This is a genomic window from Vibrio paracholerae, assembly GCF_037672085.1.
Classification (GTDB): Bacteria; Pseudomonadota; Gammaproteobacteria; order Enterobacterales; family Vibrionaceae; genus Vibrio; species Vibrio cholerae.
On sequence record NZ_JBBHLM010000002.1, the window covers coordinates 1,050,895 to 1,075,674 of the forward strand.

21 protein-coding genes are annotated in these 24,780 nt (G+C 47.3%); 15 read left to right on the forward strand and 6 right to left on the reverse strand.

What is annotated here, in order from left to right; genetic code table 11:
- Window position 1 precedes the first annotated feature (1 nt).
- The gene (gene nosR, locus R4537_RS10180; protein WP_071177823.1) at window positions 2–1,345 is read left to right on the forward strand and encodes a response regulator c-di-GMP phosphodiesterase, NosR family; all 1,344 of its coding nucleotides are present in this window, start codon (window positions 2–4) and stop codon (window positions 1,343–1,345) included.
- 15 nt (window positions 1,346–1,360) lie between these two features.
- Here nosR and R4537_RS10185 read toward each other — a convergent pair whose 3' ends face one another.
- Both R4537_RS10185 and R4537_RS10190 read right to left on the reverse strand, forming a co-directional pair.
- Complete coding sequence (locus R4537_RS10185; RefSeq protein ID WP_071177755.1) at window positions 1,361–2,965, reverse strand: sensor histidine kinase; 1,605 nt, start codon at window positions 2,963–2,965, stop codon at window positions 1,361–1,363.
- A 3-nt stretch (window positions 2,966–2,968) separates the two neighbouring features.
- Window positions 2,969–3,781: a phosphate/phosphite/phosphonate ABC transporter substrate-binding protein gene (locus R4537_RS10190; protein ID WP_071177756.1), complete on the reverse strand. Its 813-nt coding sequence runs from the start codon at window positions 3,779–3,781 to the stop codon at window positions 2,969–2,971.
- Window positions 3,782–4,403: 622 nt separating this feature from the next.
- On the opposite strand from R4537_RS10190, the gene R4537_RS10195 reads away from it, so the two are divergent.
- From R4537_RS10195 to R4537_RS10220, 6 genes are all read left to right on the forward strand, one after another.
- Window positions 4,404–6,035 (forward strand): ABC transporter substrate-binding protein, encoded by a 1,632-nt coding sequence (locus tag R4537_RS10195; protein WP_071177757.1) that lies wholly within the window; start codon window positions 4,404–4,406, stop codon window positions 6,033–6,035.
- A gap of 148 nt (window positions 6,036–6,183) precedes the next feature.
- On the forward strand, window positions 6,184–7,104 hold the full coding sequence (oppB, locus tag R4537_RS10200) for an oligopeptide ABC transporter permease OppB (protein ID WP_071177758.1): 921 nt from the start codon (window positions 6,184–6,186) through the stop codon (window positions 7,102–7,104).
- Between the two features lie 13 nt (window positions 7,105–7,117).
- Window positions 7,118–8,020, forward strand: coding sequence for an oligopeptide ABC transporter permease OppC (oppC, locus tag R4537_RS10205; RefSeq protein WP_071177759.1), 903 nt, complete (start codon window positions 7,118–7,120; stop codon window positions 8,018–8,020).
- Between the two features lie 27 nt (window positions 8,021–8,047).
- Window positions 8,048–9,019 (forward strand): ABC transporter ATP-binding protein, encoded by a 972-nt coding sequence (gene oppD, locus R4537_RS10210; RefSeq protein ID WP_000054410.1) that lies wholly within the window; start codon window positions 8,048–8,050, stop codon window positions 9,017–9,019.
- Entirely contained in the window at window positions 9,016–10,008 is a 993-nt protein-coding gene (gene oppF / locus R4537_RS10215) for a murein tripeptide/oligopeptide ABC transporter ATP binding protein OppF (RefSeq protein ID WP_000110064.1), read from the forward strand. Before oppD ends, oppF begins: the two co-directional genes overlap by 4 nt.
- Before the next feature lie 148 nt (window positions 10,009–10,156).
- Window positions 10,157–11,104 (forward strand): glutathione S-transferase family protein, encoded by a 948-nt coding sequence (locus R4537_RS10220; RefSeq protein WP_071177760.1) that lies wholly within the window; start codon window positions 10,157–10,159, stop codon window positions 11,102–11,104.
- Between the two features lie 97 nt (window positions 11,105–11,201).
- Here the strand turns inward: R4537_RS10220 and pta are convergent, their stop codons facing one another.
- Together pta and R4537_RS10230 are read right to left on the reverse strand one after the other, a co-directional pair.
- Window positions 11,202–13,346 carry a phosphate acetyltransferase gene (gene pta, locus R4537_RS10225; RefSeq protein WP_071177761.1) on the reverse strand — a complete coding sequence of 715 codons (2,145 nt, stop codon included), beginning with the start codon at window positions 13,344–13,346 and terminating at the stop codon, window positions 11,202–11,204.
- A 135-nt stretch (window positions 13,347–13,481) separates the two neighbouring features.
- Window positions 13,482–14,678 (reverse strand): acetate kinase, encoded by a 1,197-nt coding sequence (locus R4537_RS10230; protein ID WP_000041130.1) that lies wholly within the window; start codon window positions 14,676–14,678, stop codon window positions 13,482–13,484.
- A gap of 351 nt (window positions 14,679–15,029) precedes the next feature.
- Here R4537_RS10230 and yfbV point away from each other — a divergent pair, with 351 nt between their 5' ends.
- The gene (yfbV, locus tag R4537_RS10235; protein WP_000369218.1) at window positions 15,030–15,482 is read left to right on the forward strand and encodes a terminus macrodomain insulation protein YfbV; all 453 of its coding nucleotides are present in this window, start codon (window positions 15,030–15,032) and stop codon (window positions 15,480–15,482) included.
- Between the two features lie 122 nt (window positions 15,483–15,604).
- Here yfbV and R4537_RS10240 read toward each other — a convergent pair whose 3' ends face one another.
- Window positions 15,605–16,015 (reverse strand): VF530 family protein, encoded by a 411-nt coding sequence (locus R4537_RS10240; RefSeq protein WP_000131948.1) that lies wholly within the window; start codon window positions 16,013–16,015, stop codon window positions 15,605–15,607.
- Window positions 16,016–16,455: 440 nt separating this feature from the next.
- On the opposite strand from R4537_RS10240, the gene R4537_RS10245 reads away from it, so the two are divergent.
- The 4 genes from R4537_RS10245 (at window position 16,456) to R4537_RS10260 (ending at window position 20,902) form a co-directional block, all read left to right on the forward strand.
- Complete coding sequence (locus R4537_RS10245) at window positions 16,456–17,421, forward strand: ABC transporter substrate-binding protein (RefSeq protein WP_071177762.1); 966 nt, start codon at window positions 16,456–16,458, stop codon at window positions 17,419–17,421.
- A 107-nt stretch (window positions 17,422–17,528) separates the two neighbouring features.
- On the forward strand, window positions 17,529–18,473 hold the full coding sequence (locus tag R4537_RS10250) for an ABC transporter permease (protein ID WP_001272067.1): 945 nt from the start codon (window positions 17,529–17,531) through the stop codon (window positions 18,471–18,473).
- Window positions 18,470–19,264 carry an ABC transporter ATP-binding protein gene (locus R4537_RS10255; protein ID WP_000620368.1) on the forward strand — a complete coding sequence of 265 codons (795 nt, stop codon included), beginning with the start codon at window positions 18,470–18,472 and terminating at the stop codon, window positions 19,262–19,264. The genes R4537_RS10250 and R4537_RS10255 overlap by 4 nt, the downstream gene beginning before the upstream one ends.
- A 168-nt stretch (window positions 19,265–19,432) precedes the next feature.
- A complete protein-coding gene (locus R4537_RS10260) occupies window positions 19,433–20,902 on the forward strand; it encodes a sensor domain-containing diguanylate cyclase (RefSeq protein ID WP_071177763.1) in 1,470 nt (489 codons plus the stop codon).
- 32 nt (window positions 20,903–20,934) lie between these two features.
- On the opposite strand, the gene dusC is transcribed toward R4537_RS10260, so the two are convergent.
- The gene (gene dusC / locus R4537_RS10265) at window positions 20,935–21,906 is read right to left on the reverse strand and encodes a tRNA dihydrouridine(16) synthase DusC (protein WP_071177764.1); all 972 of its coding nucleotides are present in this window, start codon (window positions 21,904–21,906) and stop codon (window positions 20,935–20,937) included.
- 165 nt (window positions 21,907–22,071) lie between these two features.
- Between dusC and R4537_RS10270 the strand changes: the two genes are divergently transcribed.
- From R4537_RS10270 to R4537_RS10280, 3 genes are all read left to right on the forward strand, one after another.
- Window positions 22,072–22,692, forward strand: a complete 621-nt coding sequence (locus R4537_RS10270; protein ID WP_071177765.1) for a YecA/YgfB family protein — start codon at window positions 22,072–22,074, stop codon at window positions 22,690–22,692.
- Window positions 22,693–22,787: 95 nt separating this feature from the next.
- Window positions 22,788–23,384, forward strand: a complete 597-nt coding sequence (gene lolA, locus R4537_RS10275; protein WP_001045820.1) for an outer membrane lipoprotein periplasmic chaperone LolA — start codon at window positions 22,788–22,790, stop codon at window positions 23,382–23,384.
- Between the two features lie 24 nt (window positions 23,385–23,408).
- On the forward strand, window positions 23,409–24,758 hold the full coding sequence (locus R4537_RS10280; RefSeq protein ID WP_000073970.1) for a replication-associated recombination protein A: 1,350 nt from the start codon (window positions 23,409–23,411) through the stop codon (window positions 24,756–24,758).
- The last annotated feature ends 22 nt before the right edge of the window (window positions 24,759–24,780 follow it).

Sequence of the window (24,780 nt, forward strand, 5' to 3'; positions counted from 1 at the left end):
AATGCAAATAGATGATATGCAGGATGAAAAACTAAATATCCTTTTACTTGATGATGAGAGTGATATTTTGAAAGCTTTACAAAGAGTCTTACGAATGGATTATAGTGTTGTGACATTTAATTTTGGTGCCGAAGCCCTTAAGTATTTAGAAGAAAATACAGTTCATATTATTATATCTGACATGCGTATGCCTGAAATGGATGGTGCAGAGTTTTTGGCTAAAGCGCGAGAAATGAAGCCGGACACAATACGATTGTTGCTGACGGGTTATGCTGACATACAATCAACTGTACGAGCTGTCAATGCTGGAGGAATTCATACTTACATAAGTAAGCCTTGGGATAACGAAAATCTTAAGCTTATTGTTGGTAAGGCTGCAGAGTTTTATCGTATTAGTGTGGATAGACAGAGGCTGAGTGCGGAGTTAGAACAGCGAAATCGCGAGTTAGAATCTGTGAACCAGACTTTAGCTGAAAATAATATCAAGCTTTCACAATTTAACCAGGAATTGGAGGCTAAGGTTCAAGAACGTACACTTGCACTACAAGGTTCAAATAAACGCTTAGAAGTCTCGCTCGCTTCACGTAATAAGACATTCAAAGATATTTTGGCTATGGTGACCGCGATTATCCAGCATCGCACGGGGTTTCCAGCGGATCATGCAGAGCGGATTGCAAATCAAGCCAAATCAGTGGCACTCAAGTTGAAACTACCCGAAGCGGTTGCCAGCCATGTCTATTTATGCGGACTCATGCATCAAATTGGCCTGATTGCTGAAACCAGTAATGACTGGAAAGTGGTCAAGGTGCACCAGGACTCGGAGGTACCAATCACTCCCAATGTGAATCCAATAATGGGCGCAGAAATTGTGGGACGAATTAAGCGCTTTGAACCGCTGATGGAAATTATCCGCCATCAAGATGAGCTGTATGATGGCACGGGGAAGCCGGATCATTTACGTGGTGAGCAAATTCCTATCGGTGCGCGGATTATTAAAGTCGTCAAAGATTACGACTTTTTCGTCGCAGGAGCGAATAACCCAAGACGCATGCATACTAAAAGTGCGCAGGGCTATTTGCGTCAGCAGTCCGAAGTCTATTACGATCCTAAAGTTGTGGAAGCCTTTATTACGATTGTGAGTTCGGTGACTCGAATAGAAGAGGGCATGGAACTTTGTGTCAGCCTGAGCGAAGTGCGTCCGGGTATGGTCATCAAACGTGATATCTATCTACCCAACGGCAATTTAATGCTGACGGCTGGCAACGCGATGAGTGAGTCTTTATTACGTAAACTCAAAGAGTTAGAGCAAGAGATGAATATGCCGATCCCCGTTTATATAGGATAAGGATTCGTCAGGTCGTTACGGTTTGTTGGGGGCTAACGGTAGAGTAATTAACACTCGGGTGCCTTGTCCCAGTTCACTAAAGAGTTGTATGTCGCCATCGTATTTTTTGATGCTGCTGTAGGCCTCGGTTAAACCGAGGCCTACGCCTTTACCCACATCATGAGTGGTAAAGAAAGGGTCAAAAGCGTGCTGTTTTTGTTCGATACTCATACCGCGGCCAAAATCGCGTACCTCAATTTGTAACTGTTGATGATCATGACGCAGCGAAAGTTCGATACGGATCATCGGGTCATCGGAGGCGTAAGCTTGATAAGCGTTATTTAAAATCGCACTCAACGCGGCCACAAAATCGTTGCTGTAGCAATAAATCAACGGTGGATAGAGGGTTTGTTCTTTCCAGACTACCCACTCTCGCAATCCGCAAATTTGAATGGCTTGTTCCACTAAGCTGAGTGGAGAAACCCAACTGCTGTCATGGGGCGCGGGTTCGGCTTGGCAACGCTGAACTTTATCGACTATCGTTTTTATCCGGTCAACACAGTGCAGTGCATCTTTAAGGCTTTCCTCAATACCAGAAAAACTCTCTTCGAGATAAAGCGCATTTTTGGTTTGAGTAAACTTGTCGTGATAATCGCTTCCGCTAAGCAGTGAATCAATCTGTTCAAATCCTACTTTAATCTGGTTAAAGTCTTGTTGAAGTAACTGTAAATGGCTTTTCAGTGCGCCGTTTGGGTTGTTAATTTCATGGGCAAATCCTGCGGCCAATGTACCGATCGAAATCATTTTCTCGGTTTCGACCAGCTTATCTTTCATCAAGGTTAACTTGGTATTCATCTCTTCAAGTTGCTGATTTTTTGCAAGTAGAGTTTCCGTACGCTGGTTCACTTTATCTTCAAGCTCCAAATTCCACTGCTCGAGTTGATGCTGGTAATCTCGCATGGTCGCTTCTGAGTGACGTAGTGATTGCACCATTTGTTGAAAAGAGCGGGCAACGCGACTGATTTCATCATGACCTTGAATTTCAAGCAGGACTTCACGATTGCCGAAAGTGATTTGATCGGTCGCGGTTTTGAGCTCAGTTAAACGGCGGGTTAAGGCATTCCCTAACAAGTAAGAGAACAGGGCAACTAAGCCCATTTCTCCTAGCACAATCAGTAGTGTCCATTTACGGGCGTGGGCGAGTTGCTGTTCAAGATAAGAGAGGTCAAAACCGATAAATACGGTACCAAACAGGGTATCGCTCACCTCAATCACATCCGTGATGGGATAGATGGATTGGAGTTTAGAAAAATCTCGATCGTTAATCGTGTGGTAAGCATCGAATAAAGTAGGGTCACCTTTAAAGGTTAAAAGTTTCCCATGGGGATTTTCGACCGCGACATAGACAATATCTTGATTGGACATCATTAACGTGGCGATAGAGTCGATACTGGCTAAATCGTAAGCCAGTACTGGGTTTTTCACCATAGTGGTAAACAGAGCAATGGTCGTTTGGGCGCGCTTTTGTAATCCCTCATAGTTGGTGGACTCAAGATAGCTTAGGGTGAAGGTGATCAAAATCGTCAGCAACAAGGCCTCGATCAACGCCACACCAAGCATAGTCTTTAAGCGTATCGACATCGCTTATTCCTTAAGCAGATGAGAGAGGGTTTGGATATCTAATTCGCGGATGTCGTCCCAATCACTGTCTTGCGCGGCTTCAACGCCTGAAAAACCAATCGCTTGAAGTTGCAAGCGTCCTTTCTCGGTTTGAGCAAGGTTGACTAATGCATTTTGCACAGCAGATACCTGAGCTGGATTCAACCTTGGATGATAGGCGAAGGCATGAGGTGTAAAACTGGGGCTTTCCCACAATATTCTCAGTTGGCTGGTGATGGACTTCGGAGCATTATCAAAGGTGCGTTTGATGCCGCCACCTGCGACAAAAAAGCCATTGGCTACGTTCAAGTAAACGGAATCATGCGATGAGACATATTGAGACTCAATATTTATTCCTTCTTTTTTTAATAGTGCTTGAGGAATGATGGTGGCTGCAAATGCTGCGGGAGAGGGAAACGCGAGACTTTTTCCATCGAGATCTTGTATGGACTTTATCGGGCTCTCCTTGGCTACCACTATGATGCCTTGTAGCTTCTGATCTTTTTGCTTGGCCAGCGCGACATACCCCGGCTGTTGATGAAAGAAGATGTAGTGATAAGGATTCATGTACACCAAATCATACTCGCCATTCAACACTCGCTGTTCAAATTCAGGAATAGTCACCGCGGTATGAAACTCAATAGAGAAGCCTGTCGTTTCAGACAGGTTTTCTAGAATCGGCACCCAACGCTTCGCTAATTCCTCAGGGGATTGTTGTGGCACGACACCAAAAGAGAGGGTGGAAGCCCAAGTGAGAGATGACATACACCAGACGAACACAAACCAGCAGTAGCGCATAAAGTTACCTTAGGGTTTCTAATACTAATGGGTTAAGTATAGAAAATGGTTGATCAGCTTGATGATTATTTTCTGGTAAAGAAAATTGTGGTTAGAGTTTATTCGATCTGTTCAGCAAAATTTACGTTTTTACTCGAGCTTCATTGATACGTTTGAAGGAGGTTCACAAGTCTCTTATTTATACCAAACGATTGCTTAAAAATTAGGTTTGACACTGCTCACGTTTTTGTATGGTGAGATAGCGCATTGTCATTAAGAGTTGGTGTGTTTGTGTACAAAATGTTAAATAGATCAGAGTTATCTAGCATAATGCGCTGTACATTGAGGGCGCACTAGATAATCTGGCACATTGTCTGTTTAGGCCAGCTTCCACGCTCTAATCCGCTAGAGATAATCATGAGTGGTGAAGTTTTTTACTAATGTCTGAGAAAACCAAAGAGGATAGTCTGTTTTTAAGACATTTTTATGGCAAATTAATTCAATGATTGCTAATGTGTGCCGCAATCCCTGTCAGGTGTAAGTTGTTTTTGTTTAAAACTTATACGACAAACGACAACAATCAGCCGTTCTGAATACCTGACATGGAAGTCATGGATGCAATATTAAAACTTGGAGTTTATGCATGTATAAGAACAAAATCACCCAGGCACTGCTGTTAGGTGCTGGTTTAGCGGTGGCTACCACGTCATTCACCTCTTTTGCAGCGAATGTTCCTGCTGGTACCAAACTTGCTCCTGTTCAAGAGCTGGTTCGTGGTAACGGTACTGAAGTCGCGTCGCTTGATCCACACAAAACTGAAGGTGAACCAGAATCCAACGTAATTCGTGATCTGTTAGAAGGTCTGGTAAACCAAGACGCTAACGGTAACGTGGTTCCGGGTGTCGCTGAAAGCTGGGAAACGACAGACAACAAAACCTTTACTTTCCATATTCGTAAAGATGCGAAATGGTCTAACGGTGACCCTGTTACTGCGCAGGATTTCGTTTACAGCTTCCAACGTGCCGTTGATCCTGCAACCGCTTCTCCTTACTCTTGGTATATGGAATACACCAAGATAAAGAATGCGAAAGAAATCATTGCCGGAGAGAAAGACAAATCAACACTGGGCGCGAAAGCAGTTGATGATCATACTCTGGTTTTTGAATTGGAGACTGCTGTTCCTTACTTCGTGATGATGATGGGGCACACAACGGTGAAACCGATTCACAAAGCGACAGTAGAAAAATTTGGTGATCAGTGGACCAAACCTGAAAACTTTGTCGGTAACGGTGCTTACGTTCTCGACAAGTGGGTGGTTAACGAGCGTTTAGAGCTCAAGCGTAACCCTAAATACTGGGACGACAAGAATACTGTTTTGAGCAAAGTGACTTATCTGCCCATCGAGAACCAAGTGGCAGAGATGAACCGTTTCCTATCGGGCGAAATTCAGATAACCAAGGAACTGCCACTTGAGCACTTCCAACGTCTGAAAAAAGAGCATCCAGAATCTGTTCAAGTACAAGGCCTGCTTGCAACTTATTACTATGGTTTCAATACTAAGAAGCCACCATTTGACGATGTTCGCGTACGTCAAGCACTCTCTTACGCGATTGACCGTGACGTTATCGCCAATGCTATTTTAGGCCAAGGCCAAAAACCGGCTTACTTCCTGACTCCGGAAATCACCGCAGGATTTAGCCCAGAAATGCCAGCTTACGGCAAAATGACTCAGAAAGAGCGTATTGCAGAAGCGAAGAAACTGCTGGAAGAAGCGGGTTACAACAAATCTAACCCTCTAAAATTCACTCTGCTGTACAACACCTCAGAAAACCACAAGAAACTTGCAACTGCGATCCAATCTATGTGGAAAACCTCTCTGGGCGTTGATATCGCACTGGAAAACCAAGAGTGGAAAACCTACCTAGATACTCGTCGTCAAGGCAACTTTGATGTGACTCGTGCAGGGTGGAATGGCGATTACAACGAAGCTTCGACTTTCTTGACTTTGATGTTGTCGAGCAACTCATCAAATGACTCCCAATATCACAGTGCTGAATACGACGCCGTGATTGAAAAAGCGAAGAAGTCAACTTCTGAAGAAGAGCGTCAAAAACTCTATGCGGATGCAGAGAAGTTGTTGGCTCGTGATATGCCAATCGCGCCAATTTACCAATACGTAAGATCGCGTCTTGTTTCTCCAACCGTCGGTGGCTACCCATCGAATAACGCGGAAGACAAGATCTACGCCAAAGATCTTTACATCAAAGCTCAATAATAGAGCCATATTCCTAACGAGTTGAAGTTGCAGTGATGACTGCAACTTCATTAGTTGGGGACAAAACAATAAATAACGTAGACGCTGCATGTGAAATTCACGTGCAGGGTCTTTGCATTTCCTTGTCACAGATTGAAAGAGTGAGCTTATGCTTAAATTCATAGCAAAAAGGATATTTGAAGCAATTCCAACTATGTTGGTGTTGATTACTATATCTTTCTTTCTTATGCGCTACGCGCCAGGTAACCCATTCTCTTCAGAACGCCCTCTGCCGCCAGAAGTGATGGCCAACATCAATGCCAAATATGGTCTAGATAAACCTGTTTCTGAACAGTATTTAACCTACTTGACTAACATTGTTCAGGGTGATTTTGGCCCATCGTTTAAGTACAAAGACTATACGGTGAATGAGCTTATCGCCAGTGCACTGCCTGTTTCCGTGAAAATTGGTCTCGCCGCTTTTGTGTTTACTGTGATCATGGGGGTAACGGTCGGAACCATTGCCGCCTTGAAGCAGAATACTTGGGTTGATTACACCATTATGTCCACCGCTATGCTCGGCGTAGTGATGCCCTCGTTCGTGTTGGCGCCAGTGCTGATCTATCTTTTTGCTATCCAATTTAGTCTATTCCCTGCCGGTGGCTGGCAAGGCGGCGGTTTCGAGTATATGGCGTTGCCGGTTTTGGGTATGTCACTGCTCTACGTTGCGACATTTGCTCGTATTACTCGTGGTTCGATGATTGAAACCTTGAACAGTAACTTCATTCGTACCGCACGTGCGAAAGGTTTGAGCTATGGCTATATCGTGGTCAAGCATGCGTTAAAACCTGCACTGTTGCCCGTGGTTTCTTATATGGGACCCGCTTTCGTCGGTATCATCACAGGTTCGGTTGTTATTGAGACGATTTTTGGTTTGCCCGGCATTGGCAAGCTCTTCGTTAACGCCGCCTTCAACCGGGATTATTCTCTGGTGATGGGGGTAACGATCCTGATCGGTTTCCTATTTATTCTGTTTAACGCGATTGTCGATATTCTCCTCGCTTACATCGATCCGAAGATTCGCTACTAATAGGACTTAGATAATGTTGACGAAAAAAGAAAATTTAGCGGCGATTGAAAACTTCTCACAAAACCTTGAGATTCAAGGTCGCAGCCTGTGGCAAGACGCGCGCATTCGCTTTATGCGTAACAAAGCCGCGATGGTCAGCCTGTTTTTTTTGATGTTAATCACCCTGGCAGTCGTCTTTCTGCCGATGTTTTCCGCTTACAGTTATGAAGATACCGACTGGTATGCCATGCACGCCGGACCTTCAGCGGAGCACTGGTTTGGTACTGATGCTCTTGGGCGCGACCTCTTTGTGCGCACGCTCGTGGGTGGTCGTATCTCATTGATGGTCGGCATCATGGGGGCATTGGTCGCAGTACTGATCGGTACTTTGTATGGCGCGGCCTCAGGTTTTATTGGTGGCCGTACTGACCGTGTGATGATGCGTATTCTGGAAATTCTGTACGCTATCCCATTCATGTTCTTGGTGATTGTACTAGTGACGTTTTTTGGTCGTAACATCGTGCTGATCTTCGTCGCGATTGGGGCCATCGCATGGCTGGATATGGCGCGTATTGTGCGCGGCCAAACTTTGAGCCTACGTAGCAAAGAGTTTATTGAAGCGGCACATGTGTGTGGTGTGAGTAAGTGGAACATCATTACGCGCCATATTGTGCCAAACGTATTGGGCATTGTAGCGGTTTACTCCACCCTGCTGATCCCAAGCATGATTTTGACCGAATCTTTCCTTTCTTTCCTTGGTCTTGGTGTTCAAGAGCCGATGACAAGCTGGGGCGCGCTATTACAAGAGGGCGCTAACACAATGGAAGTGGCTATTTGGCAACTGCTGTTCCCCGCCGCATTCATGGTGTTGACCTTGTTCTGCTTTAACTATGTCGGCGATGGTCTGCGTGACGCGCTCGATCCAAAAGACAGATAAACCAAGAAGAATAAAAAGGAAGCAATGATGAGTTTATTAGATGTCAAAGATCTGCGCGTAGAATTCTCTACCCAAGACGGTATTGTCACCGCAGTGAACGATCTCAATTTCTCTCTTAAGCAGGGAGAAACCTTAGGTATTGTGGGCGAATCCGGTTCCGGCAAGTCACAAACCGTATTCGCCATCATGGGGCTACTCGCCAAAAACGGCAAAATCACCGGTAGCGCGAAATTTGAAGGTAAAGAAATCCTCAACTTGCCAGAGCGTGAACTGAATAAAGTGCGCGCTGAGCAAATCGCGATGATTTTCCAAGACCCAATGACCTCACTCAACCCTTACATGAAAGTGAGCGATCAGCTGATGGAAGTGCTGATGCTGCACAAAGGTATGAGTAAAGCGGAGGCGTTTGAAGAGTCAGTACGCATGCTGGAAGCGGTAAAGATCCCAGAAGCGCGTAAGCGTATCACCATGTATCCGCATGAGTTTTCAGGCGGTATGCGTCAACGGGTGATGATCGCGATGGCCCTGCTGTGTCGCCCGAAACTGCTGATTGCCGATGAACCGACCACCGCACTCGACGTTACTGTTCAAGCGCAAATCATGGAGCTGCTTAACGAACTGAAACGTGAGTTCAATACCGCAATCATCATGATCACCCACGATCTGGGGGTGGTGGCTGGCTCTTGCGATAAAGTGCTGGTGATGTATGCCGGCCGTACTATGGAGTACGGTTCAGTAAACGATATTTTCTATAACCCAAGCCACCCTTACGCAGAAGGTTTGCTGAGCGCGATCCCGCGCTTGGATACCGAAGGGGAAGTGTTGCCGACGATTCCGGGCAACCCACCTAACTTGCTGCGTTTGCCTGTCGGCTGTCCTTATCAAGAACGCTGCCATCGCGTGACGGATCGCTGTAAGCGAGAAGCTCCGATCTTGCTGCCGTTTGGTAACGGCCGTCAACGTGCGTGTTTTTCTGATTGGGAGGCTTGGACAAAATGAGCGTAGAGAAAAAATTATTACTGGACGTTAAAGATCTTAAAGTCCATTTCAACATTACCCCGAAATCGGCATGGCCATGGACCAAACCCGTTACCTTGAAAGCGGTCGATGGGGTTAACGTGCGTCTGTATGAAGGCGAAACCTTAGGGGTAGTGGGTGAATCCGGTTGTGGTAAATCGACGTTTGCACGCGCCATTATTGGTTTGGTGCAAGCGACTCACGGTGAAGTGGTGTGGTTAGGTCAGGATTTAACACGTATGCAGGAAGTCAAACGCCGTGCAACGCGTAAGCAAATCCAAATGATCTTCCAAGACCCTCTGGCATCGTTAAACCCGAGAATGACGGTCGGTGATATCATTGCCGAGCCACTGCAAACCTTCTATCCCGAGCTTTCCAAGCAAGAAGTAAAAGATCGGGTAAAAGAGATGATGGCCAAGGTAGGGTTACTGCCTAACGTGATCAACCGTTATCCGCATGAGTTTTCAGGCGGTCAGTGTCAGCGTATCGGTATTGCTCGCGCGCTGATCCTCAAACCTAAGATGATCATCTGTGATGAACCGGTTTCCGCTCTAGATGTGTCGATTCAGGCTCAGGTGGTTAACCTTCTCAAAGAGCTGCAAAAAGAGCTCGGTTTAAGCCTAGTATTCATCGCGCACGATCTCTCGGTGGTAAAGCACATCTCAGATCGCGTGTTGGTCATGTATCTGGGCAATGCGGTAGAGCTGGGCGTTTCTAAAGAGCTGTTTGCTAACCCTAAACACCCTTATACCAAGGCATTAATGTCTGCAGTGCCTATTCCTGACCCCAACATCGAGCGCAATAAGACCATTCAGATGTTGGAAGGGGATCTGCCTTCACCGATGAACCCGCCATCGGGTTGTGTGTTTCGCACCCGCTGCCCGCAAGCCACGGCAGAGTGTGCGAAGACGAAACCAGTGATTAAAGGTTCGGATATTCACTCAGTCTCTTGTTTATACGCTGAGGCATAAATTCAGCCTGTGACGGGCCAAGCGCGATTCCTCGTTCGGATCGCGCTTTTTTTGTATTCGAATATTTTGAACAACACGACCAATCGCCTTGGGTTAAGTGGCGTGCCCAGTTGCTTATAATGCCTAAAAGATGAAGATTGGGGGCAAGATGGGCAAGCTAATTAAAGGCAAATGGCACGATGTTTGGTACGACACCAAACAACATGATGGTGAATTTATACGCGAAGATGCAGGGTTTCGTGACTGGGTGAAAGCGACGCCTGATGCGCAATTTGCTGCAGAATCTGGCCGTTATCATCTCTATGTCTCTTTGGCGTGTCCGTGGGCACATCGCACCTTGATTTTTCGTGCTCTCAAAGGACTGCAAGCGCATATTGATGTGACGATTGTCTGTCCGGATATGCTCTCACATGGTTGGCAGTTTGGCATTCCAGAGCCGCTGTATGGCTACACTCAACTACATCAACTCTATACCCATGCTAAAGCCGATTACACCGGACGAGTCACAGTGCCTGTGTTGTGGGATAAAAAGCGGCACACGATTGTGAGCAATGAATCTTCCGAAATCATCCGCATGTTCAACAGTGCGTTTAATGAGTTAACGGGCAATCAAACCGATTATTACCCTCAAGCGCTGCGCACAGCGATTGATGAGTGGAATGAGTTCATCTATCCCAACATCAACAATGGGGTATATCGTTGTGGTTTTGCGACCACGCAAAAAGCCTATGAAGAAGCGTTTGAAGCGCTGTTTGCGGCGTTGGATAAAGTTGACCAGCATCTGGCAACGCATCGCTATTTAGCGGGAAACCAAATCACCGAGGCGGACTGGCGCTTGTTTACCACCTTAGTGCGTTTTGATGCAGTGTATGTCGGGCATTTCAAATGTAACCGTCAGCGTATTGCGGATTACCCACATCTGAGCGGTTATTTAAGGGAGTTATACCAAGTTCCCGGCATCCAAGAGACGGTCGATTTTTATCACATTAAACGCCATTACTATTTCAGCCATACCACGATCAATCCCACTCAAGTGGTGCCAGTCGGGCCGCAAGTGGATCTACTCAGTCCACACCAGCGTGAACGAATTGGTTGAAAAGGGTAGAGAGCAATCTATAAAGCGCATAAAAAAGCCCCCGAATTTCGGGGGCTTTTGCCTATTTGTCACCAGAAAAGCTTACTGAGACTAGCGCTTATTTCTGCTCTTGACCCGCTTGGATAGCCGTCAGGGCGATGGTGTAGACGATATCGTCAACCAATGCGCCACGAGACAGGTCGTTAACTGGCTTACGCATACCTTGCAGCATAGGACCGATAGACACCAGATCCGCTGAACGTTGTACCGCTTTGTAAGTCGTGTTACCTGTGTTCAGATCTGGGAATACGAATACGGTCGCTTTACCTGCCACTGGCGAGTTAGGCGCTTTAGAAGCCGCTACGTTTTCCATGATTGCCGCGTCGTATTGCAAAGGACCATCAATCACGAGATCTGGACGTTTCTCTTTGGCGATGCGAGTTGCTTCGCGCACTTTATCAACGTCTGCACCTTGACCAGAAGTACCGGTCGAGTAAGAGATCATCGCTACGCGAGGCTCAATACCGAAGGCCGCTGCAGAGTCTGCAGACTGGATAGCAATCTCAGCCAGTTGCTCTGCGTTTGGATCTGGGTTGATCGCACAGTCACCGTATACCAGTACCTGATCAGGCAGCAGCATAAAGAAGATTGACGAAACCAGAGACGCATTCGGCGCAGTCTTGATGATTTGTAGTGGTGGACGAATAGTGTTTGCTGTGGTGTGAACTGCACCCGAAACCAAGCCGTCAACTTCGTTACGCTCAAGCATCATAGTGCCGAGAACAACGGTATCTTCCAGTTGCTCGCGCGCCACCACTTCAGTCATGCCTTTGCTCTTACGCAGTTCAACCAGACGTGCCACGTATTTCTCTTGTGCCACTTTTGGATCGATGATTTCGATACCAGAGCCGAGTTCAACACCTTGCTGAGCAGCAACACGCTTGATCTCTTCTGGGTTACCCAGAAGTACACACTGCGCAATACCGCGCTCAGCACAGATGGCTGCTGCTTTGACTGTACGTGGCTCATCGCCTTCTGGCAGTACGATACGCTTGTTCGCGCTACGAGCCAACTCAGTCAACTGGTAACGGAAGGCGGGGGGGCTCAAGCGACGAGACGCTTGCGCACCTTCAGTCAGAGAGTCTACCCATGGGCCGTCAATGTGGCTTGCCACGTGTTCGCTGATGAATTCGATACGCTCTTTGTCATCGGCTGGAACTTCAAGGCTGAAGCTTTGTAGGTTCAGCGACGTTTGCCAAGTGTTGCCTTGCGCTTTGAAAATTGGCAGACCCGTGTCAAAAGCAGGCTTACATAGGCTAACCAGTTCACGTGGAATATCGTAGCCGCCAGTCAGCAGCACTGCACCGATTTCCACACCGTTCATTGCTGCGAGTGCCGCAGCTACAATCACGTCAGGACGGTCAGCAGAAGTTACCAGTAGTGAGCCCGGTTTGAAGTGCTCAATCATATTCGGAATAGAGCGAGCACAGAAAGTGATGCTCTTGATACGACGAGTATTAATATCACCTGGGTTAATGATTTCTGCTTTCAGGTGTTTGGCCATATCAATGGCGCGCGTCGCAATCAGGTCAATGCTCCATGGCACACAGCCCAACACACGAATTGGGCTGGTGTTGAAGATCTGCATCACTTCAAGGTTAGCTTGTTTCGCATGGTCAGCATCATCAAAGATTTCTGATAGGTCAGGGCGAGTACGGCCAGCTTCATCTACTGGTGCATTCAGCTTGTTGATGATAACGCCAGAGATGCTCTTATTTTTGGTTCCGCCAAAGTTAGAGCACGCGACTTCAATGCGCTCTTTAAGTTGCGTTGGGTTATCAGTACCTGGAGTAACAACGAACACAATTTCTGCACCGAGAGTGTTGGCGATCTCCGCGTTCACTTGATTAGCAAAAGGGTGTTTACGAGTAGGTACCAGACCTTCGATCAGAGTCACTTCCGCATCTTTATTGACTTGGTTATAACGTTCAACCACGGTTTCCAGAAGGACATCCATTTTTTCGCTGCCGATCAGTGTCTCAGCGGCGGACATACTCATAGACTCACCGATCTTGATGTCGCTATTGCGGCTCATGACAGTAGAAGTCAGGTCAGGTTGGTCATCGCCAGTACGTGGCTGCGCGATAGGCTTATAGAAAGAAACGCTAACCCCTTTACGCTGCATTGCGCGCAGGAGACCCATGCTCACGCTGGTCAGACCGACGCCAGCGCTGATTGGGATAAGCATAATAGTACGGGACATTGGTAAAGTACCTCAACACTATTGATACCAATCTAAGGTGCTTAGATTGAAAGTGACAAAGCTCAAACGCAGGACAGGCTTACGCTGAGCCCCTAAATGACACTGGCTAACCTGAGTTAGCCAGTGTAAGTTGTATTAGATGTTGGTCAGACGAGCAGTATCTTCTGCAATCACTAACTCTTCGTTAGTGGCGATAACCATCGCTGGGATACGGCTGTCAGCAGTGGTGATCACACCTTCACCGCCAAAACGGGCTTTCAGGTTTGCTGCGCTGTCAACGGTGATACCGAAAATCGCTAGACGGTTCAGAACCATTTCACGGATTGGCGCAGAGTTTTCACCGATACCACCAGTGAAGGTGATCGCGTCCAGACGGCCGTCTAGGCTTGCTGTGTAGCCAGCAACGTATTTCGCTAGGCGGTGACAGAATACGTCCATTGCGCGAGTTGCTTCTTCTTTTTGGCCGTAGTTGTCTTCAACGAAACGGCAGTCAGAAGTCACTTCAGTCAGACCCAACAGACCCGATTCTTTGGTCAGCATGGTGTTGATTTTCTCAACTGAGTAACCCAGCGTGTCGTGCAGGTGGAAAATGATCGCAGGGTCGATATCACCACAACGAGTACCCATCACCAGACCTTCCAGTGGAGTCAGACCCATAGATGTGTCAACCGATTGGCCGTTTTTGATCGCACACACAGAAGCTCCGTTGCCTAGGTGGCAGTTGATGATGTTCAGTTCGTTTGCTGGTTTGCCTAGACGCTCAGCCGCTTCACGTGCGATGAACAGGTGAGACGTACCGTGCATGCCGTAGCGACGAATACCGTGCTCTTTGTACAGGTTGTATGGCAGAGCGTACAGGTATGCTTCTTCTGGCATTGTTTGGTGGAACGCAGTGTCGAATACCGCAACATTTTTCAGCTCTGGGAACGCTTTTTGCGCCGCTTTGATACCGATGATGTGTGCTGGGTTGTGCAGTGGAGCGAGTGCTGCACAATCTTCGATGCCTTTCAGTACAGCGTCGTCAATCAGTGCAGATTGAGTGAACTGCTCACCACCGTGTACCACGCGGTGACCGATCGCTTTCAGTTGAGCTGCCAGTTCTGGTTTAGAAGCAAGAATAGTTTCAACGATGAAAGACAGAGCTTCATCGTGTGCAGCGCCTTCGCCCAGTTGAGCTTCGTGCTTGCCGTCCAATTTCCACTTGATACGAGCTTCAGGAAGGTGTAAACATTCAGCAAGACCTGAAAGATGTTGTTCACCGCTTTGAGCGTCAACAACTGCGAACTTAAGTGAAGAACTACCGCAGTTTAAAACTAAAACCAGCTTAGACATGAGTGACTACCTGTAATAATCGGTTGGGATAAAAAAATCAGTACCAAGAATAGATGACGCATGGATGAATGCGCCCTAATCTCGGTCAATAAAACGTCAATTTCCGTATCGTGAGACGTGACAAAGTCAGTATAAGTCGTCGATGCAATCCGTGCAGGAATCGTCTCAACGTTGCCTAAATTGTAAATAAGGGCAACAATGAGATTGAGAGTCCGCAAAGCATAGCGATAATGGACAAATATAACAAAAAAAATTTGAATCAATATTAGCTTTTGTCAAATTTTTGCGTCTTTTGTTGAATCATTCAACTAAATTTTAGTGGATTAGGCAAAGAGCAGCGAGGAAGTGGGTATGGATAATAAAGTCGGCATAGTGCATAGCCTAAAAGATGGCCAGAAGTACATGGATATTTGGCCGATGCGCAAAGAGTTAAATCCACTGTTCCCGGAACAACGCGTGATTAAAGCGACGCGCTTTGCGATTAAAGTGATGCCTGCGGTCGCGGCGATCAGCGTGCTGACACAAATGGTGTTTACCAACACGCAAGCCATGCCGCAAGCTATTGTGGTCGCTTTATTTGCTATGAGCTTGCCACTGCAAGGCATTTGGTGGCTCGGTCACCGTGCCAATACCCAATTGCCTCCGGCGCTTGCGAGCTGGTATCGCGAACTCTATATGAAGATCGTCGAAACTGGTTTTGCACTGGAGCCGATCAAAAGCAAACCACGCTATAAAGAGCTCGCGCAAGTGTTGAATCGTGCGTTTCGGCAACTGGATGATACTGCGCTAGAACGCTGGTTTTAAGGCTGCCGCGTAGGCTATTTGTCCCATCAGTGTGACCAACGAATATCGAATAGCATATCGAATAGTTGGTCACAGAAACTTGCCGTGTGCCAAGTCAACCTATCCCATTAGGTCAAGATCAGTTAGCGCTGAGTGTAGCGACTGCGAGACGTTCTTTCTTTGTGAGCAGAGGCCGCTTTCGCCTGAGATTTCAAAATAGAGTCTACCGTTAAGGGCATCGGCTCTTTCGGCTGTAGGCCGTGAGGGAAAGTTCGTGCGCGTGGCGGGAGAGTAAACTCTTCACTAGAAGCGCGAGGCATGCGTTTAAAGCGATAGAGATAAAAATTCTCTAGTTTTTCTCGTGCCCACTCGGTCTTGTTTAAATATTTAACACTGCTGGCAATCGAAGGCTTGGTATGAAAGCAGTTAAAGCGCATTGCGGTATCTAAAATATCCCAGCCATAAAAATCCACCAGCTCTTGCAGTAAGGTTTCTAACTTAAGGCCGTGCAATGGGTTATTTTTTTGTAGTTCGATTCTTTCTTGATCGGTCATCATTATTATCGGCTCCTAAGGGTAAATAGGGTAGGTATACCAAGATTTGGCAGATATGAGCCATGTACTTGTTGATCCCTGCGAGGCGGCGCATTCTAGCAGAGTTGATCATACATCCCTATGGTTATCTGTTATGGGGATCATCTTTTATGGTGTTACCTTAATCATAGAGTCTATCTGGTCTTATGAGCGTGAACTTGCCTACCATCCTCTGTCGCTCCACGTCGTTTGAGAAGAGAGATAGTTAACTTCACTTCCATTTTCGACATTGACCAAATTCTGAGCTTTTTTCTGTTATCTAACTGTTAAATCCTACTTCCCTTTGCCTAAAGTTACTGGTAATAATGTTGTCAGCGACACCCTAAGTGTCCAATAACAATTATTAAAGCTACACCCACACACAACATCATAAAAACTATGCTTTATATCAAGGAGTTAAGATGAGAGCAGGCAAAGTTATTGCTACCGCCGTTCTAGCCGGAGCTGCACTACTGTCTTCCCAGAGTATCATGGCCAAAACAGCCAAAGTCGCGGTATCGCAAATTGTGGAACATCCCGCTTTAGATGCGACACGGCAAGGGCTACTCGATGGATTGAAAGCCAAAGGCTATGAAGAGGGCAAAAATCTAGAGTTTGATTACAAAACCGCGCAAGGCAACCCTGCGATTGCGGTTCAAATTGCCCGTCAATTTGTCGGTGAAAACCCAGATGTCTTAGTCGGTATTGCGACACCTACCGCCCAAGCACTGGTTTCTGCCACCAAAAACATTCCTATTGTGTTTACCGCAGTGACTGACCCTGTTGGGGCTAAGTTGGTAAAACAACTTGAACAACCGGGCAAAAACGTGACGGGTTTGTCAGATTTGTCTCCGGTTGAACAACATGTTGAACTGATTAAAGAAATCCTACCTAACGTCAAATCAATTGGCGTGGTGTACAACCCAGGTGAGGCCAATGCGGTCAGCCTAATGGATTTACTCAAACTCTCGGCGGCAAAACATGGTATTAAGCTAGTCGAAGCGACTGCGCTGAAAAGTGCTGATGTGCAATCAGCCACCCAAGCGATTGCTGAAAAGTCTGATGTAATTTATGCCCTGATCGACAACACGGTTGCCAGTGCAATCGAAGGTATGATTGTGGCGGCTAACCAAGCCAAAACTCCCGTCTTTGGCGCAGCGACGTCTTATGTAGAACGCGGCGCGATTGCTAGCCTAGGGTTTGACTATTACCAAATCGGTGTGCAAACCGCGGACTACGTGGTTGCTATTTTAGAAGGTAAAGAGCCGGGCTCGCTTGATGTTCAAGTGGCAAAAGGTTCGGATCTTATGATCAACAAAACCGCAGCAGAACAGTTAGGCATCACCATTCCTGAAGCCGTACTTGCGCGTGCAACCAGTACCAAATAACTAAGCTCTATCCAAATGACTAGGGGCTTACGCGTTAGCTCCTAGTCGGAAGCGTATATCCCAAGGAGTTGGGGTATTTCCACTTCTGTAAGCAGAAAGGAGTATGTATGTCTGCTTTTGCCTTTTTTGGCGCTTTGGAGCTTGGCTTGTTGTATGGCTTGGTAGCTTTGGGCGTGTATTTAACTTTCCGAGTGCTCGATTTCCCTGATTTGAGCGTCGACGGCAGTTTCCCAATGGGCGCTGCGGTGGCGGCTACTGCGATTGTGGCTGGAATTAATCCATGGGTGGCAACAGGATTAGCCATTCTTGCTGGCGCCGCTACCGGTTGGGTCACGGCTTTTCTGAGTGTGAGATGTGGCATTTTGCATCTCTTGGCCTCGATTTTGACCATGATTGCTGCGTTTTCCATCAACATCCGCATTATGGGACGTCCTAATCTGGCCCTATTGGGTGAAGATACTATTTTGACCCCGTTTGAAACCCTCGGTGATCCAGTGTTAATCCGTCCACTGGTGGTGGGTGTGTTGGTTGTCATCTCTGCGTTGTTAGTGGTTCGGCTCTTAAACAGCGATTTCGGTTTAGGGTTGCGAGCTACAGGCGTCAACGCTCGTATGGTGGCAGCCCAAGGGGCAAGCACCGCGTTTTACACGTATTTCTGTTTGGCTCTGTCTAATGGTTTTGTCGGTTTTGCAGGAGCTCTATTTGCGCAAACCAACAGTTTTGCGGATGTCACTTCTGGTGTCGGTACCATTGTTGTAGGTCTTGCAGCGGTCATTTTAGGGCAAACCCTGATCCCCGGTCGCAAGATCTGGGTCGCTGTCGTGGCGGTCATTGTCGGCTCTGTGCTGTACCGTTTAGCGGTTGCCTTCGCACTCAGTTCAGGCATGTTTGGCTTACAAGCGTCCGATCTTAACTTGGTGACAGCCGTGTTAGTGGCTTTGGCGTTGATCATGCCGAAGATTAAAAGGAATTTAAAATCAAAAAAGCGTAACGCACCTGCTCAGAAGCCCGAAGTCTCTCAGCAGGGAAGCGTGTCAGGAGATGCAGTATGATCCGTTTGCAAGATATTCAGGTGACGTTTAACCCTGGCACGATTCTGGAAAATCGCGCATTACGCGGCGTATCGCTAGAGGTTCCGGAACACCAATTTTTAACCGTGATTGGCTCTAACGGGGCTGGGAAGTCGACGCTACTCGGTGCGGTTACTGGTGAAACGCCTATCGTGGGCGGTCAGGTGCTAATTGATGAGATTGATGTAACCAAACAGAGTGTGGATCAGCGTGCGAATCTGTGTGCTCGCGTGTTTCAAGACCCATTAGCGGGAACCTGTGGAGCCCTGACCATCGAAGAGAATATGGCGCTCGCTTATATGCGCGGTAAAAAACGTGGTTGGAGCTTGGCGCTCTCAAACCAGCGCCGGAAGTTGTTCCAAGAACGCATCAGCATCCTCGGTTTGGGGTTAGAAGATCGTCTCGGTGACAATATTGGTTTGCTCTCAGGTGGCCAGCGTCAGGCGGTGAGTTTGGTGATGGCGACACTGTCAGAAAGCAAGCTCTTGCTCTTAGATGAACACACGGCGGCACTCGATCCTCGTATGGCGGCATTCATTATCGATCTCACGAAAAAAATCGTTAAAGAGTTCAATTTAACCGTGATGATGGTGACCCACTCGATGAAAGATGCTCTGGCTTGTGGTGATCGCACCGTCATGCTGCATCAAGGTCAGATTGTCTTGGATGTCACAGGGGAACAGCGCGCGAATATGGGCGTTCCTGAGCTACTTGAGATGTTTTCTAAAGTGCGTGGAGAAGAGTTGGCAGACGATAGTTTGCTACTGAGTTAAGTGCCTGTTTGAATAGAAAACGGTGAGGAAAAAGAGACGGATGATGAACAAGCGCTAACACTGTTTTGTGTTTTTTTGGCATAATCGCCGCAACGCAATATCCCTACCCATCATAAGCGTTATCGGTTTATGGTGGGTTTTTCATTTCTAGAGGTTAGCAAGGTCGTTATGAATAAGCGCATGAGTTTAACTTGGATTATCTGTGCGCCATTGTTTGTTGTTTTTGTGCTAATCGCTTCATTCTTTCAGCAATATCTGGAAGAGCTGAACCAAAAAATTGATGATTCCTACGCGAGTATCCATAGGCAACTCGATCGTGCAGAAAAAGGAGTGACAGCATTGGATTATACTTTCATGCACAATCAACCTCCTGCAGAGAATGTATTGTTCAGACATTCGGCTCGTGTTGTCGATAATGTTTGCCAAATCAAACCGATAGATGGGCTGGTTCTGGCTCAAGGGCCTAGTTCTAATTTTGCCGTCCCCAAATTAAATTTGAGTTATATGTTGATCGGAGACGCCTCTTTATGCGATTCCAAACCAAGTCATGATCCCAGTTTACAAATCAAACTCTCCATGGCTCCTATGCTCTCGTTTTTGCATGACATGGATGAATATATTTATGGTGTGCATTATGTGGATACCAGCGGTTATATCATTTCATCGCCGGATACCATCAGCGAAAAGGTAACCTATCAGCAAATTAAAGACTTTATCAGCGAGAGTCCTTTGTGGAGCCATGCGATTGCTGCCCCCAATATGATTGCCGTTGATGGGCCTTACCGCTCAGTAATCAGAGAGCAACATGAGTGGTTATTAACACTGATACTGCCCGTTTACCATGACGCGGATTATCAAGGACTTGTTGCGGTGGATATTGGCATAAGTGAGCTATTGAAGCGAATGCCACATTTAGCATCAGGATTTGGAATTATCGATCTTGAAGAGAGGCCACTCCCCTCTAAAGCTTATCGCCCTTATCCATTAGCAAGTCATTATGCGGATTATCACCAGATAATATTTTATCAACTGGATATCAAAGCTGAGCTATTGAGTTTCTTGCAGCATAAAAAAGGTAACTTATTGGTTGCTGCTTTAATCTACTTATTCTTTACTGGCATACTGATTTACCTCAACACACGTTGGGAACGTAAACATTTCGAAGAATTAGCAGCACGTGATCCGATGACGGGTTTACTCAATCGACGTGGTATGGAAAGCTTTCTGAAAGGCAAACGCCACAGTCAATATTTAGCCATTGCCGTGTTGGATATCGATGACTTCAAACAGATCAATGATACTTATGGTCATGATATGGGGGATAGAGTGATCTGCTACATTGGTGAGCAGATTGAAAACCATATTCGTAGCTCAGATGCCGTAGCACGCTTTGGAGGCGAAGAGTTTGTGGTTTATGTCACAGCAAAAGAAAAAGAGCAGATCACGAGAATTATGCAGCGCATTTTTGATGCGGTTTGCCGCGAGTCCCCTTTAATACTAGAGCCAGGTTTTACCGTCTCCGGTGGGATAGAGGTGGTTGAAAGTACAACCGATCGCAGTTTTGAAGATTTGTTTAAAGCCGCTGATGAAAAGTTGTATGTGGCGAAAACCAGCGGCAAAAATCAGTTGGTTTACTAATCAGTTGATTTACTGATCCGTTGTTTTACTCATTAGACAGGTAGCTCGGCCGCAGCATGATGGAGTTGATCGCGATAGCGATGTAACTGATCAACGATCGGCTCGACTTGAGTCAACGTACGTAACTCACCAAACAGCTCATTAGCCTGAGGGTAGGCGTGGCGCAGATAAGCAAACCACTGCTTAATACGGTTTGGGTAGTATTTGCCTTTGTCACCACGCACTTCAAATTGCGTATAGCGCAGCAACAAATCCACCACTTCATTCCAAGGCATGGCGGCGTGGTTGTGTTTGACCACATTGCCTAAATTCGGCACGTTGAGCGCGCCGCGGCACACCATGAGTGAATCGACACCTGTGGTTTGGATGCAAGCTTGACCATCGGCGTAATTCCACACTTCACCGTTAGCAATCAATGGAATACTGCATTTTTGGCGGATCTGGTCAATGTAATGCCATTTGATTTCGCTGGCTTTGTAGCCTCCGGCTTTGGTGCGCGCGTGCACAGTGAGCTCATCAGCTTTGGCTTGCGCTACCGCATCGACAATTTCAAAACAATCTTCCGGATCTTCCCAACCTAAGCGAATTTTCGCCGACACAGGAATGTGCGCAGGCACCGCGTCACGACACGCTTTGACCACCTGATAAATCAACTCGGGATGCTGCAAAAGAGCCGCGCCGCCTTTGCTTTGATTGACCATTTTGGCAGGGCAACCGAAATTCAGATCGATGCCATAAGCCCCAAGTTCAGCCGCGCGAATCGCGTTTTCGGCCATCCAGTGTGGGTCTTGCCCAAGCAGTTGCACCTTGACCGGAGCACCGGACGGGGTTTTAGAACCCTGTTGCAATTCAGGGCAGAGGCGATAAAACACATGATCAGGCAGCAGCAGATTCACTACGCGCACAAATTCGGTGACGCAGAAGTCGTAGTCATTGATTTGTGTCAGCATGTCACGCATCAAATGATCTAACACGCCCTCCATTGGGCCTAAAATAACTCGCATAGTGATGAATACCGGCTAGCGCTGAAGAAAAGGGAGCGAGATTGTAGTAGTAGCACCGCTAAATGTCACCCATCCTTTATGATTCAAGTTCAGCGCGACGACCTGCCACTTCTTTAGCTTTGAGTATATAATGCGGCGCAACTTTACTTGTCTTAAGTGTTTCCTATGAATTATTCCCTGATCGATCTCAGCGCGATTGAATGCCCTGAGTCGTCTCTGTTTATTGAAGGTGTGGTGCTTGCCGCTAATTTTGCGACTCGTCCGCTCGACCCTGAGCAGTGGCTACCCGAGCTGTTTGCCGAGCAACACCCGGCGCTATTACAACCCGTGACGGAGCAAATTCATCGCCAGTACCAACAGCTTAAAGGCAATAGTTACGATTTGTTGACGCTGTTGGTTGAGCATGCACCTTCGCGTGAGCAAGGTTTGGCGGATTTTGCGGAAGGCTTTATGCAATTATGGCCACAAGTTGAACCCATGTGGCAGCAAGGCGCATTTGCAGATGGTTCGATCCGCATGCTGCAAGCATTATTGACCACCTTGATGTTGGCGATTGATGAAGCGCAAACCCAAGCGCAAATGCGCGAAGCGGGCTATGAACAAGTTCCTGCGCTCGCCGATTTGATCGAGCAACTGAATGTAATGGTGCACGAAGTCGCGCTTGCGGCGGATGAAGCCATGCTCGGTGCTAAAGCACAAAGTGTGAATCCGTTTAAAGGCATTGGCCGCAATGATGCTTGCCCTTGCGACAGTGGTAAAAAATTCAAACAGTGTTGTGGGCAATAGTTTATTACACATCACTGACACGTTAGAGAAGGCAAACGCTTAGGCTTTGCCTCTATTATCCCTCTCATCGCTAAATTGCTTGGAGCAGAGTCAGCATGAACAAATGGTTAGCCCTGTTATTTTGTAGTTTCTCGGCCATTGCCGCCCCTAAAGATACCTTAAGTGAGCGTTTAGCCATGAGTGAAGGCTTTAGTGCGAGCTTTAATCAGCGAGTATTAAGCCCTGAGGGCAAAGTGATCCTAACCGGAAATGGCAAGGTCGATATTGCTCGTCCAAGCCTATTTCGTTGGGAAGCCCAAACGCCGGATGAAAACTTACTGGTCTCCGACGGTACAACCTTATGGCATTTTGATCCTTTCGTGGAGCAGGTCACCTTGTACCGCGCCGAAGAAGCGCTAGAGCAGACGCCTTTTGTGCTGCTCACTCGTAATAAAGCCAGCGATTGGGATGCCTATCATGTGGAAGAAAAGGGTGATGTATTTACTCTCACGCCTACTGCGCTGGATTCAAACCAAGGCCGTTTCCAAATCACCATCAGTGAGAAAGGGGTGGTGCAAGGTTTTAAAGTGATTGAGCAAGATGGTCAGCAGAGCGAATTTACCTTTAGTAAAGTGAAGCAGCAAAAGCCAAACGCCAGCGTATTTACCTACAAAGTGCCGAAAGGCGTGGAAGTTGACGATCAGCGTAACTAAATCAGCACCAAGGAAGCGAGTCGAGTGAGTAATTACAGCTTAGATTTTTCCGGCGACGAAGATTTTCGTCCGTTAGCTGCCCGTATGCGTCCACAAACCGTGGAGCAGTATATTGGTCAGCAACACATCTTAGGGCCGGGAAAACCGCTGCGACGTGCATTAGAAGCGGGGCATATTCACTCGATGATTCTTTGGGGGCCTCCGGGCACCGGAAAAACGACTTTAGCCGAAGTGGCAGCCAACTACGCCAATGCGGAAGTGGAACGCGTATCGGCAGTGACGTCCGGAGTCAAAGAGATCCGTGCCGCGATCGAAAAAGCGCGTGAGAACAAACTCAGTGGTCGCCGTACGATTTTGTTTGTCGACGAAGTCCATCGTTTTAATAAATCGCAGCAAGATGCATTTTTGCCGCACATCGAAGATGGCACAGTCACTTTTATTGGCGCAACCACGGAAAACCCTTCTTTTGAGCTTAATAACGCGCTGCTTTCCCGCGCGCGGGTTTATAAGCTTACCTCGCTCAATCCACAAGAAATTCTGCAAGCCCTGCATCAAGCGATTGCCGATACTGAACGCGGGCTTGGCAAAGTGGCGGCGGTATTTGCTGATAACGTGTTGGATCGCTTAGCAGAGCTGGTCAATGGCGATGCGCGCATGTCACTCAACTATCTTGAGCTGCTGTATGACATGGCTCGTGAGGATGATCAGGGACGCAAACAAATTGATTTGCCTCTGCTTGCCGAAGTAGCCGGTGAAAAAGTGTCGCGCTTTGATAACAAGGGCGATATTTGGTATGACCTGATTTCCGCTGTACACAAATCGATTCGAGGTTCCGATCCCGATGCGGCACTGTACTGGGCTGCGCGGATGATTTCCGCAGGCTGTGACCCTTTGTATATCGCGCGCCGTCTGCTCGCGATTGCCTCTGAAGATGTTGGTAATGCCGACCCGCGGGGCATGCAAGTGGCGCTTTCTGCTTGGGATTGCTTTACCCGTGTCGGGCCTGCAGAAGGCGAGCGCGCGATTGCTCAAGCGATTGTTTATTTGGCGTGCGCGCCGAAAAGCAATGCGGTGTATACCGCGTGGAAGCAAGCGCTGTCGGATGCGCATAATCTGCCTGAGTTTGAAGTACCGCCGCATCTGCGTAATGCTCCAACGCGATTGATGAAAGATCTCGGTTATGGCGAGGAATACCGTTACGCCCATGATGAACCGGGCGCTTATGCTGCAGGGGAGTGCTATTTCCCACCAGAAATGAGTGGAACTCGCTACTATCAGCCTACTCAACGCGGGCTAGAAACTAAGATTGCTGAAAAGTTAGCGTATCTGGCGGATTTGAACGCAAAAAGCCCACAAAAGCGCTATGAAAAGTAGTGCCTTTTGGTTATCTTTGGCA

Coding starts and splice junctions, on each gene's coding strand:
- nosR (WP_071177823.1), top strand. CDS start 2: ATGCAAATAGATGATATGCAGGATGAAAAACTAAATATCCTTTTACTT.
- R4537_RS10185 (WP_071177755.1), bottom strand. CDS start 2,965: ATGTCGATACGCTTAAAGACTATGCTTGGTGTGGCGTTGATCGAGGCC.
- R4537_RS10190 (WP_071177756.1), bottom strand. CDS start 3,781: ATGCGCTACTGCTGGTTTGTGTTCGTCTGGTGTATGTCATCTCTCACT.
- R4537_RS10195 (WP_071177757.1), top strand. CDS start 4,404: ATGTATAAGAACAAAATCACCCAGGCACTGCTGTTAGGTGCTGGTTTA.
- oppB (WP_071177758.1), top strand. CDS start 6,184: ATGCTTAAATTCATAGCAAAAAGGATATTTGAAGCAATTCCAACTATG.
- oppC (WP_071177759.1), top strand. CDS start 7,118: ATGTTGACGAAAAAAGAAAATTTAGCGGCGATTGAAAACTTCTCACAA.
- oppD (WP_000054410.1), top strand. CDS start 8,048: ATGAGTTTATTAGATGTCAAAGATCTGCGCGTAGAATTCTCTACCCAA.
- oppF (WP_000110064.1), top strand. CDS start 9,016: ATGAGCGTAGAGAAAAAATTATTACTGGACGTTAAAGATCTTAAAGTC.
- R4537_RS10220 (WP_071177760.1), top strand. CDS start 10,157: ATGGGCAAGCTAATTAAAGGCAAATGGCACGATGTTTGGTACGACACC.
- pta (WP_071177761.1), bottom strand. CDS start 13,346: ATGTCCCGTACTATTATGCTTATCCCAATCAGCGCTGGCGTCGGTCTG.
- R4537_RS10230 (WP_000041130.1), bottom strand. CDS start 14,678: ATGTCTAAGCTGGTTTTAGTTTTAAACTGCGGTAGTTCTTCACTTAAG.
- yfbV (WP_000369218.1), top strand. CDS start 15,030: ATGGATAATAAAGTCGGCATAGTGCATAGCCTAAAAGATGGCCAGAAG.
- R4537_RS10240 (WP_000131948.1), bottom strand. CDS start 16,015: ATGACCGATCAAGAAAGAATCGAACTACAAAAAAATAACCCATTGCAC.
- R4537_RS10245 (WP_071177762.1), top strand. CDS start 16,456: ATGAGAGCAGGCAAAGTTATTGCTACCGCCGTTCTAGCCGGAGCTGCA.
- R4537_RS10250 (WP_001272067.1), top strand. CDS start 17,529: ATGTCTGCTTTTGCCTTTTTTGGCGCTTTGGAGCTTGGCTTGTTGTAT.
- R4537_RS10255 (WP_000620368.1), top strand. CDS start 18,470: ATGATCCGTTTGCAAGATATTCAGGTGACGTTTAACCCTGGCACGATT.
- R4537_RS10260 (WP_071177763.1), top strand. CDS start 19,433: ATGAATAAGCGCATGAGTTTAACTTGGATTATCTGTGCGCCATTGTTT.
- dusC (WP_071177764.1), bottom strand. CDS start 21,906: ATGCGAGTTATTTTAGGCCCAATGGAGGGCGTGTTAGATCATTTGATG.
- R4537_RS10270 (WP_071177765.1), top strand. CDS start 22,072: ATGAATTATTCCCTGATCGATCTCAGCGCGATTGAATGCCCTGAGTCG.
- lolA (WP_001045820.1), top strand. CDS start 22,788: ATGAACAAATGGTTAGCCCTGTTATTTTGTAGTTTCTCGGCCATTGCC.